The 14,526-nt window shown below is 45.3% G+C and carries 12 protein-coding genes; all 12 read left to right on the top strand.

Going from position 1 to position 14,526, the window contains the following annotated elements; all coding sequences use genetic code 11:
* Positions 1–11 precede the first annotated feature (11 nt).
* The 12 genes from IGI84_RS14020 to IGI84_RS13965 all read left to right on the top strand — a co-directional run bounded on the left by IGI84_RS14020 (position 12) and on the right by IGI84_RS13965 (position 14,524).
* Entirely contained in the window at positions 12–686 is a 675-nt protein-coding gene (locus tag IGI84_RS14020; RefSeq protein ID WP_010749041.1) for an ABC transporter ATP-binding protein, read from the top strand.
* Positions 679–2,229 (top strand): PASTA domain-containing protein, encoded by a 1,551-nt coding sequence (locus IGI84_RS14015; protein WP_220426512.1) that lies wholly within the window; start codon positions 679–681, stop codon positions 2,227–2,229. Before IGI84_RS14020 ends, IGI84_RS14015 begins: the two co-directional genes overlap by 8 nt.
* 186 nt (positions 2,230–2,415) lie before the next feature.
* Positions 2,416–4,155 (top strand): ABC transporter ATP-binding protein, encoded by a 1,740-nt coding sequence (locus IGI84_RS14010; RefSeq protein ID WP_081117814.1) that lies wholly within the window; start codon positions 2,416–2,418, stop codon positions 4,153–4,155.
* On the top strand, positions 4,094–6,016 hold the full coding sequence (locus tag IGI84_RS14005; protein WP_228078928.1) for an ABC transporter ATP-binding protein: 1,923 nt from the start codon (positions 4,094–4,096) through the stop codon (positions 6,014–6,016). Before IGI84_RS14010 ends, IGI84_RS14005 begins: the two co-directional genes overlap by 62 nt.
* Before the next feature lie 201 nt (positions 6,017–6,217).
* Complete coding sequence (locus tag IGI84_RS14000; RefSeq protein WP_086291609.1) at positions 6,218–6,712, top strand: methylated-DNA--[protein]-cysteine S-methyltransferase; 495 nt, start codon at positions 6,218–6,220, stop codon at positions 6,710–6,712.
* 103 nt (positions 6,713–6,815) lie between these two features.
* Entirely contained in the window at positions 6,816–8,321 is a 1,506-nt protein-coding gene (locus IGI84_RS13995; protein WP_081117812.1) for a phosphomannomutase/phosphoglucomutase, read from the top strand.
* Between the two features lie 19 nt (positions 8,322–8,340).
* Complete coding sequence (locus IGI84_RS13990) at positions 8,341–8,544, top strand: hypothetical protein (RefSeq protein WP_005227790.1); 204 nt, start codon at positions 8,341–8,343, stop codon at positions 8,542–8,544.
* 158 nt (positions 8,545–8,702) lie between these two features.
* The gene (gene sapR, locus IGI84_RS13985) at positions 8,703–9,377 is read left to right on the top strand and encodes a two-component system response regulator SapR (RefSeq protein ID WP_005227794.1); all 675 of its coding nucleotides are present in this window, start codon (positions 8,703–8,705) and stop codon (positions 9,375–9,377) included.
* Positions 9,374–10,411 carry a two-component system sensor histidine kinase SapS gene (gene sapS, locus IGI84_RS13980; RefSeq protein ID WP_077452325.1) on the top strand — a complete coding sequence of 346 codons (1,038 nt, stop codon included), beginning with the start codon at positions 9,374–9,376 and terminating at the stop codon, positions 10,409–10,411. The genes sapR and sapS overlap by 4 nt, the downstream gene beginning before the upstream one ends.
* 115 nt (positions 10,412–10,526) lie before the next feature.
* Positions 10,527–11,393: a GRP family sugar transporter gene (locus IGI84_RS13975; protein ID WP_086291611.1), complete on the top strand. Its 867-nt coding sequence runs from the start codon at positions 10,527–10,529 to the stop codon at positions 11,391–11,393.
* A 23-nt stretch (positions 11,394–11,416) separates the two neighbouring features.
* Positions 11,417–12,802, top strand: coding sequence for an APC family permease (locus tag IGI84_RS13970; protein ID WP_086291612.1), 1,386 nt, complete (start codon positions 11,417–11,419; stop codon positions 12,800–12,802).
* Positions 12,803–13,075: 273 nt separating this feature from the next.
* Positions 13,076–14,524: an ABC transporter permease gene (locus IGI84_RS13965; RefSeq protein WP_077452377.1), complete on the top strand. Its 1,449-nt coding sequence runs from the start codon at positions 13,076–13,078 to the stop codon at positions 14,522–14,524.
* The last annotated feature ends 2 nt before the right edge of the window (positions 14,525–14,526 follow it).

The following is a 14,526-nucleotide window of genomic DNA, read 5'->3' as shown; positions in this document are numbered from 1 at the left end:
AGGAACCAACGATGACTTTATTAGAAACCAAAGCAGTCGATTACTATTACCAAGACGGCGATCAGCGTCGCTATATACTGAAAGAGACTTCTGTTTCTTTTGAAAAAGGCCGATTTTATGCCATCTTAGGTCAATCTGGTTCGGGAAAAACGACGTTTTTGTCCTTGATCAGTGCACTGGATAGTCCGAAAAGTGGACAAGTACTTTATGAAGGCACCGATATCGAAAAAATCGGGCATGAGAATTACCGCCGCGACGACATCAGTATTATTTTCCAAAGCTATAATCTGATTCCTTATTTGAGTGCAGTCGAGAATGTCTTAGTGCCGATGGCAATCACGAAAAATCAGTTGCCGGACAATCAACGAGAAGTGGCGTACAATTTACTGGATTATATTGGCATCACCAAGGAAAAAGCTGATCGGCTCGTCAATCAATTATCTGGTGGTGAACAACAACGGGTAGCGATCGCGCGGGCATTAGCCACCAATGTCGATATCATTTTAGCGGATGAACCAACCGGAAATTTGGATGAAGAAATGGAGCAAGAGATCATCGATATCTTTAAAGAGCTGGCTCACGTCCACAACAAATGTGTGATCGTCGTGACCCACGCCAATGAGATCGCCCAACAAGCAGATGAAGTCTTGTATTTACGTAAAGGTGTGTTGAGTAAGCATGAGTGATTTTTTATCAAATTTCAGCCCGGACAACTATGATGGCAAAAAGAAGCCTGCTGGCAATAGCGAGAAAAAAACTAGCGAACCTGTCGGAGATCAAAATGCAAGCGGCGCTGAGCAAGCGAGCAAACCAGCGGAGCCAACGACGGTTCACCAATCAGAAGAGCCGACAGCTAGTGAGCCGATGAGTCGCTCGGCAGCCCGTCAACAAACACAGACGACTGAAGCAAAAGCAGCGAGTTCTTCGACGGAGAAGATAGCGTCAAAGGAACCAGTCAGCCGTTTTGGGAAAGAAGAAACGGAATTTGATCCGACCTACAAAAAGCGTCGGCAGAAAAAAATCTTGCTGATTGCTTTACTGACCGCCTTGGCGGTTACCGTGATCGGGATCGTCTATTATCAGATGACCCATGTGAAGGTGCCGGATTTCACTGCCCAAGATCTGTCAGAAGCGCGGACGTGGGGCATGGAAGAAGGCGTCGCTATCAAAGTGGAGCAAGAATATGACTTTGACAAAGACGTCAACCAAGTAATCGACCAAAGTGTTGACCCTGACAAAAAGATCAAGAAAGGTGCCACACTGACACTGACGGCGAGTCTCGGGCCTGATCCTGAAGAACGCTTAGAGCTGCCAGATTTTTCAGCGATGCAAGTGACCGAAGCAAAAGAATGGATCGCCAGCAATAAAGCCGAGAACCTCTCTTTGATCGAACAATTTGACGACAACGTAGCAGCAGAAGCTTTTATTAAACAAGAAGCAGCCAACAAAGAGCTTGATTTAGCCGAATACAAACGCAAAGACCGTTTGAGTGTCTATTATTCAAAGGGCAAAGAAGTTTTTGAAAAAAATATTGAAGTACCTGATTTTACAGGCAAAGCCAAAAGTGAAGCTTCCGAATGGGCGAAAAAGAATGACTTGAAATACAAAGAAGAAACCGTCTTTTCTGACAGTGTCGCCCTAGACCTGGTGGTTTCACAAGAACCAGTCAAAGGCAGCAAACTTGCGAAAAAAGAAGAATTTGTGGTGAAGGTCTCAAAAGGCCAGGCTTTGACCGTTCCAGATTTTTCACAATACACGATCGAAGAAGCCCAAGGTCTAGAATCGAAGATCCCGCTGCAAGTCAGCACGGTCTATTCCGATCAAGTGGCGTATGGTAGTTTCTTGAGTCAGTCGGAGGAAGCCGGCAAAGAATACAGCGAAAGCGATACTTTGCCAACTGTCAAAGTCGTCTACTCATTAGGCAGACCGTATTTGAAAGACATCCGTTTCCAAGCAACGGAAGGCGACTTGCCAAAACTATTCTTTGATGAATACAAATCAAAAGGCGCCAATGTCTATTACGAAATCTACTATGTCGATTCGGCGGAACCGAAAGGAACCGTCGTTGAAATGAGCCGCTACGGCGAGTTTATTCCCTTAGAAACGTGGATCACTATCGGGATCAGTCGTGGCAATCTGCAAGGCAGTACCCAAACACCGCCGGCAGATGATGGCGGTGACGATACCGATGAACCGATCAGTACCGCTGGTTCAAACGCTACCGAATAATTCCTACCAAGCGCTTTTTCAAACCGCATCAAAAGGTAAGCACCCTTCCTTGGAAGGGTGTTTTTACTTACTAATTGTAAAAAAAAACACGAGCGAGCCGCTTGAAATCGCTGGATCGATAAAGTAAACTTGATGGTAACGATAAAAAATGGCTCCGCAGTGCCATCTATAGAAGGGACGAAACAAATGATAAAAAAATTACTCGCGAATGTTGGCAGCTATAAGAAGGACAGCTTGCTGACCCCTGTGTATGTAGCAGGAGAGGTTGCCTTAGATGTCATTATGCCCCTGATCATGGCCATGATGATCGACCAAGGGATCGAAAAAGGAGACGCCGGTGTGATTCTAAGAGATGGCGGCTTGCTTTTTTTATGTTCCTTGATCGCATTACTTTTAGGAACGCTTGGCGGACGAACCGCAGCGATCGCTTCGGCTGGTTTTGCCCGCAACCTGCGGCACAATCTGTTTCGCCGAATCCAAGATTTTTCCTTTTCAAACATTGACCGCTTTTCTTCCTCCAGTTTGATCACCCGCTTGACCACTGACGTGACCAACGTCCAAAATGCGTATCAAATGATTATTCGTATTCTGGTCCGCAGCCCGTTAGTTCTGATTTTCTCACTTGCAATGGTTAGCACCATCAGCCCAGAACTTATGACGATCTACTTAGTTGTTTTACCGATCTTAGCGATTGGCCTTGCCTTAGTGATTCGTTTTGCCCACCCACTGTTTTTAAAAGTATTCCGCATTTATGACCGCTTGAATAATGTGGTGCAAGAGAATTTACAAGGGGTTCGTGTCGTGAAATCGTATGTTCGGGAAGAACAGCAAGAAGAACTGTTTGGCGAAGTGTCCACCGATGTTTATCGGAATTTCACGCTGGCGCAACGGATCGTTTCCTTTAACATGCCATTGATGCAATTTGCAGTCTATACATGTATGCTGCTCTTGTCATGGTTTGGTGCCCAGTTGATCGTGGAACAAAGTAGCCTGACGACTGGTGAATTAGTCAGCATGTTCAACTACACGATGCAGATTTTGATGAGCTTGATGATGATGTCGATGGCTTTCGTGCAGATTTTGATCGCACGAACGTCGGCAGAACGGGTCGTGGAAGTATTAGATGAAGAAAGTGACTTGAAAAATCCCGCCGATCCGGTCAAAGAGATCAAAGACGGCTCCATCGTTTTTGAAAATGTTGGCTTTAGTTACGCCAATGACAAAAACAAGTTGGCGCTGACGGATGCGAATCTACACATCGAATCCGGTGAAGTCATTGGGATAATTGGTGGAACCGGGAGTGGGAAATCCACCCTCGTCCAGCTGATCCCGCGCTTATATGATGTGATTGAAGGGCGTGTCATCGTCGGCGGTCATGATGTTCGCGACTATGATTTAGAAGCATTGCGGGACCAAGTAAGTATGGTCTTGCAAAACAATGTACTCTTTAGCGGCACTATCAACGACAATTTGCGTTGGGGCAATGAAGAGGCATCGGATGAAGAGATCCAGCGCGTGGCAACGATCGCACAAGCCGATCCTTTTATTCAAGAGTTTCCTGACAAGTATGAAACACAGATTTCGCAAGGAGGAAACAATGTTTCCGGTGGGCAAAAACAACGGTTGACGATTGCTCGCGCCTTGCTGAAGAAACCGAAAATCTTGATTCTCGATGATTCTACTAGTGCCGTCGACACCAAAACCGATCGCAGTATCCGCGAAGGCTTGAAACGAGAAATTCCGGGAACGACGACGATCATTATTTCTCAACGGATCAACTCGATCGAAGACGCCGACCGGATCATCGTAATGGATGATGGAAAAATCAACGGCATCGGTACCCACGAAGAATTGTTGGCAAACAATGCCATCTATCAAGAAGTGTACCATTCGCAGCAGAAAGGATTTGGTGAAGGTGAAGAATAGACAAGCAGCAAATCCCAAGCGCACATTGAAACGTTTATTGCGAACGATGTTTGGCGACTACAAAGGACAACTCCTGTTCGTCGTGGTCATGATCTTGTTAAGTGCCTTTGCCAACGTACGCGGTTCGTTGTTTTTACAAGTCGTGATCGACGATCATATCACACCACTCTTAGGGCAAGCCAATCCTGATTTTGGCGGCTTGTTTCGGGCGATCGTTCAAATGGCGATCATCTACCTGATTGGAATCTTGGCCGCACTGACCTATAACTTTATGATGGTCAAAATCAGTGAAGGGACACAGAAAAAAATCCGGGACCAAATGTTCACGCATATGCAGTCTCTGCCCGTCGGCTACTTTGATGCCCGCTCAGATGGCGACATCATGAGCCATTTTACTAATGATACGGATACGTTGCGTCAAATGATCTCTCAAAGTATTCCGAACTTGATGATGGCGGCAGTAACCTTTTGTTCCGTCTTTATCGCCATGTTCTCCATCAGTGTCCCATTGACTCTGTTCGTGATGCTGTCGGTTATTTTGATGCTAAATGTGATCCGCATCATTTCTCGCCGCAGCGGCCGCTTCTTTGGCGCCCAGCAACGAGATTTAGGCGCTGTCAACGGGTATATCGAAGAAATGATGCACGGGCAAAAGGTCGTCAAGATCTTCAATCATGAAAAGATCGTCATGGAAGAATTTGATGCCTTAAATGACCAACTACAAGAAAGTGCCACTAAAGCCAATGTCAATGCCAATACCTTGATGCCGATCATGATGAACTTACTGAATGTCCAATATGTCTTGATCGCCATCATTGGTGGCCTGTTTGCCATCAATGGTGTTTCTGGACTAACGGTTGGGATGATCGCTTCTTTCTTGCAGCTGAGCCGTTCATTGAATGGTCCTATCAGCCAAGTGTCACAACAAATCAACTTTGTGATCATGGCGTTAGCCGGTGCTGAGCGAATTTTCAACCTATTAGATGAAACGCCAGAAATCGATCATGGCTACGTCACACTGGTCAATGCCAAATGGTCCCAAGGTCAGCTAGTTGAAACCAAAGAACGAACCGGCACGTGGGCGTGGAAACATCCCCACGAGGATGGAACCATTACCTATACGGAAGTGACGGGAGACGTGCGGTTTGAAGACGTTGATTTTGGTTATGTCGACAATCAACTGGTCTTACATGATATCAATCTTTATGCAGAACCCGGACAAAAAGTTGCCTTTGTCGGTGCCACAGGTGCTGGTAAGACAACGATCACCAATCTGATCAATCGATTCTACAATATCCAAGATGGGAAGATTCGCTATGATGGTATCAATATTGAAAAAATCCATCTGGAATCCCTGCGCCGCTCATTAGGAATCGTCTTGCAAGACACCCATTTGTTTACCGGAACGATTCGCGAGAATATTCGCTTTGGGAAACTAGATGCTAGTGATGAAGAAGTGCTGGCAGCGGCGAAGCTAGCCAATGCCGACATGTTTATCAACCATTTGCCAGATAAATACGATACCGTGATCACGGGAGATGGCGAAGGACTTTCCCAAGGGCAACGTCAGCTGTTGGCCATTGCTCGCGCAGCGATCGCTGATCCGCCAGTGATGATCTTAGACGAAGCCACCTCAAGCATCGATACCCGTACAGAGCGGATCGTCCAATCAGGGATGGACCGTTTGATGTCTGGACGGACCGTGTTTGTGATCGCCCACCGATTGTCTACGATCCAAAACTCCGATGTCATCATGGTAATGGATCATGGCCGCATCATTGAGCGGGGGACCCATGAAACACTATTGGCTGAAAAAGGCACCTATTATCAGCTATATACTGGAAAAATCGAATTGGATTGATCCTGCCAGTGCTATGGCTCAAAGTTGGAGCAGCTGGAGAGTAACCTATTTTCCCACTATTTGCAACGACCGATTGGCAATAAGCCAATCGGTTTTTTTGCGCAGCTCGAAAAAATGGTATACTGTCACTGAGACAGCCGCACAACGGCGGCAGCACGTAAGCAGTTGTGCTGCGAAAAATGGATTCCATGAGGTGAAAACATGAAACTAGCATTGGCAAAGATCGTTTTAGATGATGAGTGGTATGAAGTGGTCCAATCGGAAAAAGGGCTAGTATATTTTGGTCGGCAGCAGGATCATCATGAATTACTCAAGTTCTTTCCGCTGGCTGAAATCAGTGATACAGCTGACCTTGATTCAGTAATTGAAGCGCAGCTACAAGCTTATTTCGCAGGGGAACCAGTGACATTTACTTTTGCGTTTGATTTTGTCGGGACGCCGTTTCAACAAACCGTTTGGCAAGCACTGACCCAAATTCCTTATGGACAAACGACTACGTACAGTGACTTGGCGCTGCGCATCCAACGTCCGACCGCTGTTCGAGCTGTCGCCAATGCAGTGGGGCGTAACCCGATGATGATCGTGGTTCCTTGTCATCGTGTGTTAGGAAAAAACGGTCGCTTGACGGGGTATCGGGGCGGGTTAGCAACCAAACGCCGATTACTGCAACTGGAAGGGATTCCTTTTAAAGAATAGATGAAGCAAATTATTTATAGTAAAAAATACTAAAAAGCAATTTCATTTCCTTGTTTCTCTGGTATAATAAAATTGATTCCGGTTACAAGAAGGGGTGGAGGAAATGAACATCGTTGAATTACAAAATGGTTCTGATATTCGGGGAATTGCGATCGCCACTGAAAAAGAACAGGTGACACTGACGGAGCAAGCGGTCCGGCAAGTTGCTTCAGGCTTGCGCAACTGGTTGGCAACAAAGGGCAGCGGACCTTTTTGCGTGGCAGTCGGTCGTGACAGTCGCTTGAGTGGTGAAGCACTGCAAGAAGTGTTGATGGCACAGCTGCAGCAAGAAGGCGTGGCAGTGATCGATTGCGGCTTGGCAACGACACCAGCCATGTTTATGAGTACACAATTTGAAGATTTTGACTGTGATGCCGGTGTGATGCTGACAGCGAGTCATTTGCCTTATTACTTTAATGGAATAAAAATTTTCAGCCGCCAAGGCGGTGCGGAAAAATCCGATATCCACTATATTTTGACCCACACTACCGTTCATGAGGCAGCGGAAAAAGGAAGCTATCAGCAAAAAGACCTGCTGACGCCTTATGCCCAAGATCTGCTGCAAAAGATTCGCCAAGGAATGGGCACCAATACCGAAAAACCATTGGCTGGATTAAAGATCATTGTTGATGCAGGCAATGGTGCCGGCGGCTTTTTTGCAGAAAAAGTGTTAATTCCGCTGGGAGCAGATACGAATGGCTCGCAATTTTTAGAACCAGATGGGCATTTTCCTAACCATATTCCCAATCCAGACAATAAAGAGGCGATGGCGAGTATCCGTGAAGCCGTCTTACGAGAACAAGCCGATCTAGGCATTATTTTCGATACCGATGTCGACCGTTCAGCCGTCGTGACCAAAAGCGGTGAGCCATTGAACCGCAACAATATGATCGCTGTATTAAGCAAGATCATCTTAGCGGAACACCCTGGCACACGTATCGTCACCAATTCGCCAACCTCCAATCATTTAAAAACCTTTATCGAAGCACTGGGGGGACAGCAAGTACGCTATATTTCTGGCTATCGTAATGTGATCAACAAAGCGATCGAACTGAATGAAGCAGGACTGGACACACAGTTAGCCATCGAAACCAGCGGGCATGCCGCGTTTAAAGAAAATTTCTTTTTAGATGACGGGGCGTACGTGATCGCCAAGCTCTTGATGATGCTGCCACAACTGCAAGAGCAAGGTACGACGCTGGATGAACTGATCGCAGCATTGCAACAACCCGCTGAGACCCAAGAATTGCGCTTTACCATCCGGCAAAGTAATTATCAAGACTATGGTCGCCAAGTGATCGCGGATTTAGCCGATCATTTGCTGCCAGGCTGGCAGATTGATCCAGAAAATGAGGAAGGCATTCGTATTAATCTAACGGGTCCCTATGGTCAAGGCTGGTTCTTGCTGCGAATGAGCCTGCACGAACCATTGCTCGTGCTGCAGATTGAAAATGATGAAGCGGGTCATCTACCGGCAGTCGTTCAAGCGATCGGTCGCTTCCTATCGCAGTATGAAGCCATCGATCAAAGCAAGCTGACACAGTTTTTAGCACAGCAACCAAAAATTTGAAGAAAAGCAGGGAACTAAAATGGTGATTTTGATGCTGCTGATCATGGCAGTGACATATGGTGTGAATTTTTTCTTGTTTCGTTACTTGAACAAACGACCAAAAATTGATGTCGTTGAACGGTTATCGATGTTATTAGGTGTCAACATGAGTGTGCTTTTTTTCGATGGGATCTTATTGTTTATCGGTAAATTACTGATCGAGACGGTAGAGATCATCGAATAACCCAATAGACGTTTTTGCTTTGCCTCGCCACTGGCTTCTACCGTCAGTGGCGAGGTTTTTTAGGGTTTGCTAAAAACGGCGATTAATGTTCGCATTCGTTTTTGATATTTGATAAAGTAAAGAGGAGAAAATTACGCAAAGTGAGGGAATTCACGGATATGGCAAAAATAATGGTAGTAGAAGATGAAGCGGTGATTCGCCAACTAATTATCGAAGAACTAGAAAAATGGCAGTTTGAGACCTTTGGCACCACGGATTTCCATCAAGTGTTGACTGACTTTGAAGAACAAGAGCCCCAACTGATTTTACTGGATATCAACTTGCCGGTTTTTGATGGCTACTATTGGTGTCAAAAAATCCGCGAAGCTTCCAAAGTACCAATCATTTTTATTTCTAGCCGCAACACCAATATGGATATGATCATGGCCATGAATATGGGAGCGGACGATTTTGTGACAAAACCTTTTGAGATCGACGTTCTGATTGCAAAAATCAATGCCTTATTGCGCCGTTCCTACAACTATGTAGAAAGCAGCAGCGAAACATTAGTGCATAACGGTTTGACCCTCAATATCGACAACAGCAGCATGTATATCAATGGCGAAAGCATCGATCTTAGCAAAAACGAATACCGCCTGCTGTATATTTTGATGAAAAATCACGGCAAGATTTTAAGTCGGGAAAAACTCTTGCGGGCCTTATGGGATGACGAGCGTTTTGTAGATGACAATACCTTGACGGTCAATATCAATCGTTTGCGACGAAAAATCGAACAAGCGGGGATGAATGGCTACATTGAAACCAAGGTTGGTCAAGGGTATATCGTACCATGACAAAGTGGCGGGTTTTGCGCAGTTTTTTGAAAGATCGTTGGCTGCTGTTTATTGGCTGGCTGGTCTTTTTCGTGTTGACGGTCTTAGTTTTTTGGCTGACTCCTCATTCCCCAATGGATTGGGGCACAGTCGGGTATCTCTTTTTGATGCAAAGTGTCTTGATGGTGTTCTTTTTAGCAATCAGCTACTTATCTAAGCGGCGCTTTTGGCAAAAAATCACCCCCAAGCCCGGAGACAGCTTGCTGCAAAACTACTTGCAAGGAGCACGCTCGGCAGAAGAAGAACGGATCGAATCCTACATCAATCAGTTGATCCGAGAGCACCAAGAATTGATGCAGCAAGTGGTCAGCAATCAAGAAGAGCAAAAGGAATACATCGATTCGTGGGTCCATGAAATCAAAGTCCCGTTAGCCGCCTCGCGGTTACTGCTGCATTCGATCGAATTTGATATTCCTGATGAAAAATTTATCTTACTAGAAAATGAATTGAACCGTATGAATGAATACGTCGAGCAAGTCTTGTACGTCGCCCGTTTGGATAGCTTTTCAAAAGATTATCTGGTCCAAGAAATTTCATTGAAAGCCGTCGTTCAGCCGGTTTTGCGCAGTCAGGCCAATTATTTTATCCAAAAGAACTTGCATTATGCTGTTGAAGGCGAGGACCAGCAAGTGTTGACCGATGAAAAATGGCTCGGCTTTATCTTTCGCCAACTGGTCAGCAATGCCGTGAAGTACACACCACAAAATGGACAGCTGACGATTCGGATCGAAAAAGATGCCCAAGGGACCTATCTCCACTTGCAAGATAGTGGGATCGGCATTCCTAAAGAAGACATGCGGCGCATCTTTGATAAAGGCTTTACGGGCGAAAATGGGCGCCAAACGGACACCCACTCGACGGGATTGGGGCTCTTTTTAGCGAAAAGTTTAGCGAAGGAACTAGGCATCGAGCTAACGGCTTCGTCGACAGTTGGAAAAGGAACCACCATGACGCTGTTCTTCCCGTTACTAAGTTATTATGAGGAAAAACGCTAATCTGCTTTTTTTCGAGTATCTTTTTGTGTTTATTGACAAAAATCACTTGTCCCTAGAACGTTTTCACTGATACACTAAAGCCTGTGTTTAAAATTGAATGGTAAGGATGAATGAAATGGAGATACTCGTTGCATTAGTACCAATGTTTGCTTGGGGCAGCATTGGTTTGGTAAGTGCCAAACTTGGCGGGGATGCGAACCAGCAAACGCTAGGAATGACGATTGGTGCCTTTTTCTTTTCTCTGGTCGTATTTTTTGTGACGATGCCAGTGATTGATGGAAAGGTGATTTTGATCGGTCTTTTGTCTGGTCTCTTTTGGTCCGTCGGTCAAAACGGTCAATTCCATGGTATGAAATATTTAGGTGTGTCTGTTGGCTTACCGCTTTCAACCGGCATGCAGCTAATTTTAAATACGGTCGCCGGTGCATTGTTTTTCGCAGAATGGACCCAGACCCGCGATTATGCGCTAGGTGTCACCGCCTTGATCCTATTGGTGATCGGGGCGTATCTGACCGCTCGCCAAGATGGCGAAAGTCCGGTAGAAGCCGGCAGCAAGATGCTTGATTTTCCTAAAGGATTTCGGTCCTTGATTTCATCAACGATTGGTTACGGCGCCTATACGATTTTGATTACTTGGGCAGGATTGGATCCGCTAGCGATCATTTTGCCGCAAAGTATCGGAATGCTGATCGGAGCTAGTATGTTTGCTTTAAGAAAGACGAAGGTCGATCGTTTTGTAGGGAAAAATACTTTGTCAGGGTTGTTATGGGGCATCGGCAATGTCTGCATGCTGATCACGGTTCAGCAAGTCGGACTCGCGGTGGGCTTCTCATTGTCGCAGATGGGGATCATCATTTCAACGCTAGGCGGGATTTTTATTCTCGGCGAAAAGAAAACCAAGAAAGAACTGCGTTATGTGGTGATTGGTTGTCTGCTGGTGATTATCGGCGGTGTTTTGCTAGGGTATATGAAAGCAACATAAACGTATATGTTTGAGGAGGAATTATGGATTTATTTCGAAAAAAAGTCATACAACGGGAAAGTGTGACGAATTTAAAAAAAGAGTTGAAGTTAAAAGATTTGATTATGTTGGGGATCGGCGCCATTATCGGCACAGGTATCTTTGTTGTTACAGGGACTGCTTCTGCTGAATATGCCGGACCGGCATTGATTCTTTCCTTTGTTGTAGCTGGTATCGTTGTTGTGTTATCAGGGCTTTCTTTTGCGGAATTTGCTTCTCGGATCCCTGTTTTAGGGGGCGCCTACTCGTATTTATATGTCGTTTTTGGTGAATTTACCGCGTGGCTGGCAGGCTGGTTTTTGATTTGCGAGTTCTTATTGGCCGTTTCTTCGGTGGCATCTGGCTGGTCAGGCTATGTGCAAGGCTTTTTGGCCAGTGCGGATATCCATTTACCAACCGCTTTGACTGGCGGTTATGACCCAAGCAAAGGGACCTACATTGATTTGATCGCTGGTTTAGTCATTATTTTTGTAACCTTATGGGTTAGCCAAGAAGCGAAAAAAGCGTTACGTTTGAACAATGCCATGGTATGGGTGAAATTCGGCGTGATCGTCTTGTTTATCGTCTTTGGTGCTTTTTTCGTGGAACCAGACAACTGGCAGCCTTTTATGCCCTTTGGGTTTTCAGGCGTCTTTAATGGTGCAGCGTTAGTCTTCTTTGCTTTTCTTGGCTTCGATGCTGTCGCAATGGCGGCGGAAGAAGTCGAAGATGCCAAGAAAAATGTCCCTCGGGGGATCATTGGTTCGATTGCGATCGCAACGGTACTGTACATCGTTGTTACCCTGATCATGACAGGGATCGTGCCGTTTGCTGAATTAGGAGTCAATGATCCGGTGGCTTTTGCGATGCGTTATGTCGGTCATGGGGTTGTCGGATCAATCATTTCCGTAGGGGCGATCTTGACCTTATTAACAGTGACGATCGCTATGATGTACTCCTTGGCGCGTCTGTTATATGCCATCAGTAAAGATGGGTTATTGCCAAAAGCCATGCAAGCCATCGATCCAAAACATCAAACACCAAAGAAAGCGACCTATATCGCCGGTGTTTTTGCTTTCTTCTTTGCAGCAGCTTTCCCATTGAATATCTTAGCAGAATTGACCAACATTGCGGCATTGTCGTATATGATCTTGATGTCCTTAGGGATCATCAAGCTGCGGAAGATGATGGGCCCCCCTGCTAAAGGCGAATTCAAAGTACCACTGGTACCGTTATTGCCTTTGTTGTCCGTTGCCAGCTGTCTCTTCTTGATGACACGCCTGAAAACGGCGACTTGGATCGTTTTTGGGATCTCCTTAGTGATCGGAATCGCGATCTATTTTGTATATGGCTATCGTAACAGCGAATTAAATGAGAACATTGACGAATAGGATTGTGAAAAGGCAAAGACCCGGATGCGGTCTTTGTCTTTTTTTGTGTAAATATAGCCGAGCTTCCTATAAGCAGCGTTTTAGGAGGCTTTTTTTGTTATTCAAATAGTGGCCATTTCTGGTGCTGCTCATTGCAACGACAGTCTTTCTTGATCAAACGTCCTCTATGAATCTGCTTTTTTTGAGAAATTTTCCAAATGACAGATTCACTAAAGGTTCATCCAGTATGCTTTTGTTAGAGAAAAAAAGAGAGGATGTTGGCAATTGAATTATATGAAACGGGCATGGCTGAGTGTGACGAGAAAGCGAGGAAAATCTGCAATATTGTTTGCTGTTATTCTAATTTTAGGAAATGTGATCGCTGGCGCAATTGCGGTCAATCAGTCGACTCAAAATGTCGAAAAGCAGATCAAAAACCAATTAGGTTCCCTCGCAACGATCGATATTGACTATGAAGCCTTGATGGCAAATAGTGAGGGCGGCGCAAGTATGGAGGAGATTCAGCCGCTGCCGGAGGAGCTGATCAAACAAATTGGCGAGCGCTCGGAAGTCAAACAGTATGACTATTTGCGAGAAGCATCGATTGCTGTTGAAAACTTCAAACCTTATCGTTTTAGTCCTCAAGAAGATGATGACAATGTCATGATCGTTGGGGGCATGCTTTCCTTGATCCATTTAGCAGGAACCAATCTCTTAAAGCCGCTAGACTTTGAAGAAGGCACGGTGAATTTAACACAGGGACGCTTCTTCACTGAAGAGGAACAGCGTACCGGAAAACGTGTGGGGTTGATTTCTGAAGAGTTGGCTCAGGAAAACGGCTTAGTCGTTGGTGACACCATGGTCTTAGATGGACAGTTTATCGACTATTCATCTGGTGAGGAGCCAGAGAAACAAAAAGGCAATGATTACCCAATTGAAATCGTCGGGATCTTTAAAAACACAAATTTAGAAAAAGCGAATGAAAAAAATGATAATTCGAGTTCGTCCTTTTTTGATGATAGTCCCTTCAATCGGATCTATATGCCAAATGATGCTGTGAAAACGATTGTTGAAGAGGAACGTGTGGGGCGACAAGCGGCGTTTCCAGCGACAGACCCCGGTTCTGACGAGGATTTCTTTACCCCGCAATTTATTTTGAATCAACCAGAAGATGCAGAACAATTCAAACAAGAGGTGACACCACTCTTGCCAAATGGCTATAAGGTCAATGCTTCTACGGATGAGTATGACCGTGTGGGAACCAGTATGAATCGCTTATCACAAATTTCCTCGTATGTCGTAGTGATTGCGGTGATTGCTTCCTTGATTATTATCTCCTTGATTATTGTGTTGTTTACCCGAGATCGTAAATATGAATTAGGCATCTACCTTTCGTTAGGAGAACGTCGGAAATACGTGTTTGCACAAATCGTGATCGAACTCCTGCTGATTGGTATCAGTGCGATGTTGATTTCCTTAGTCACCGGCAACATGCTGGGCAAGATGGTTTCTGAATCTTTGTTAGCCAGCAGTATGCTAGAGGCAAACCAAGCAGGGATGGAACAATTCTTTGTGGGTGCACCGAAAATCGACCAAGCGACGATCAACGAGGCGTTTCGCGTTCAATATACCTTATCTTATGTGATCGCCTTTTTAGCGACTGGGATCGTGACGATCTTGCTTTCGGCAGTGGTGCCGCTGTTGTATATTTTACGGTTGAATCCGAAAAAAATCATGCTGTAAGG

It is taken from the genome of Enterococcus sp. DIV0008, assembly GCF_050542615.1.
Taxonomy (GTDB): Bacteria; Bacillota; Bacilli; order Lactobacillales; family Enterococcaceae; genus Enterococcus_D; species Enterococcus_D innesii.
This window is presented reverse-complemented; position numbering and strand designations above follow the sequence as displayed.

Coding starts and splice junctions, on each gene's coding strand:
- IGI84_RS14020 (WP_010749041.1), top strand. CDS start 12: ATGACTTTATTAGAAACCAAAGCAGTCGATTACTATTACCAAGACGGC.
- IGI84_RS14015 (WP_220426512.1), top strand. CDS start 679: ATGAGTGATTTTTTATCAAATTTCAGCCCGGACAACTATGATGGCAAA.
- IGI84_RS14010 (WP_081117814.1), top strand. CDS start 2,416: ATGATAAAAAAATTACTCGCGAATGTTGGCAGCTATAAGAAGGACAGC.
- IGI84_RS14005 (WP_228078928.1), top strand. CDS start 4,094: ATGCCATCTATCAAGAAGTGTACCATTCGCAGCAGAAAGGATTTGGTG.
- IGI84_RS14000 (WP_086291609.1), top strand. CDS start 6,218: ATGAAACTAGCATTGGCAAAGATCGTTTTAGATGATGAGTGGTATGAA.
- IGI84_RS13995 (WP_081117812.1), top strand. CDS start 6,816: ATGAACATCGTTGAATTACAAAATGGTTCTGATATTCGGGGAATTGCG.
- IGI84_RS13990 (WP_005227790.1), top strand. CDS start 8,341: ATGGTGATTTTGATGCTGCTGATCATGGCAGTGACATATGGTGTGAAT.
- sapR (WP_005227794.1), top strand. CDS start 8,703: ATGGCAAAAATAATGGTAGTAGAAGATGAAGCGGTGATTCGCCAACTA.
- sapS (WP_077452325.1), top strand. CDS start 9,374: ATGACAAAGTGGCGGGTTTTGCGCAGTTTTTTGAAAGATCGTTGGCTG.
- IGI84_RS13975 (WP_086291611.1), top strand. CDS start 10,527: ATGGAGATACTCGTTGCATTAGTACCAATGTTTGCTTGGGGCAGCATT.
- IGI84_RS13970 (WP_086291612.1), top strand. CDS start 11,417: ATGGATTTATTTCGAAAAAAAGTCATACAACGGGAAAGTGTGACGAAT.
- IGI84_RS13965 (WP_077452377.1), top strand. CDS start 13,076: ATGAAACGGGCATGGCTGAGTGTGACGAGAAAGCGAGGAAAATCTGCA.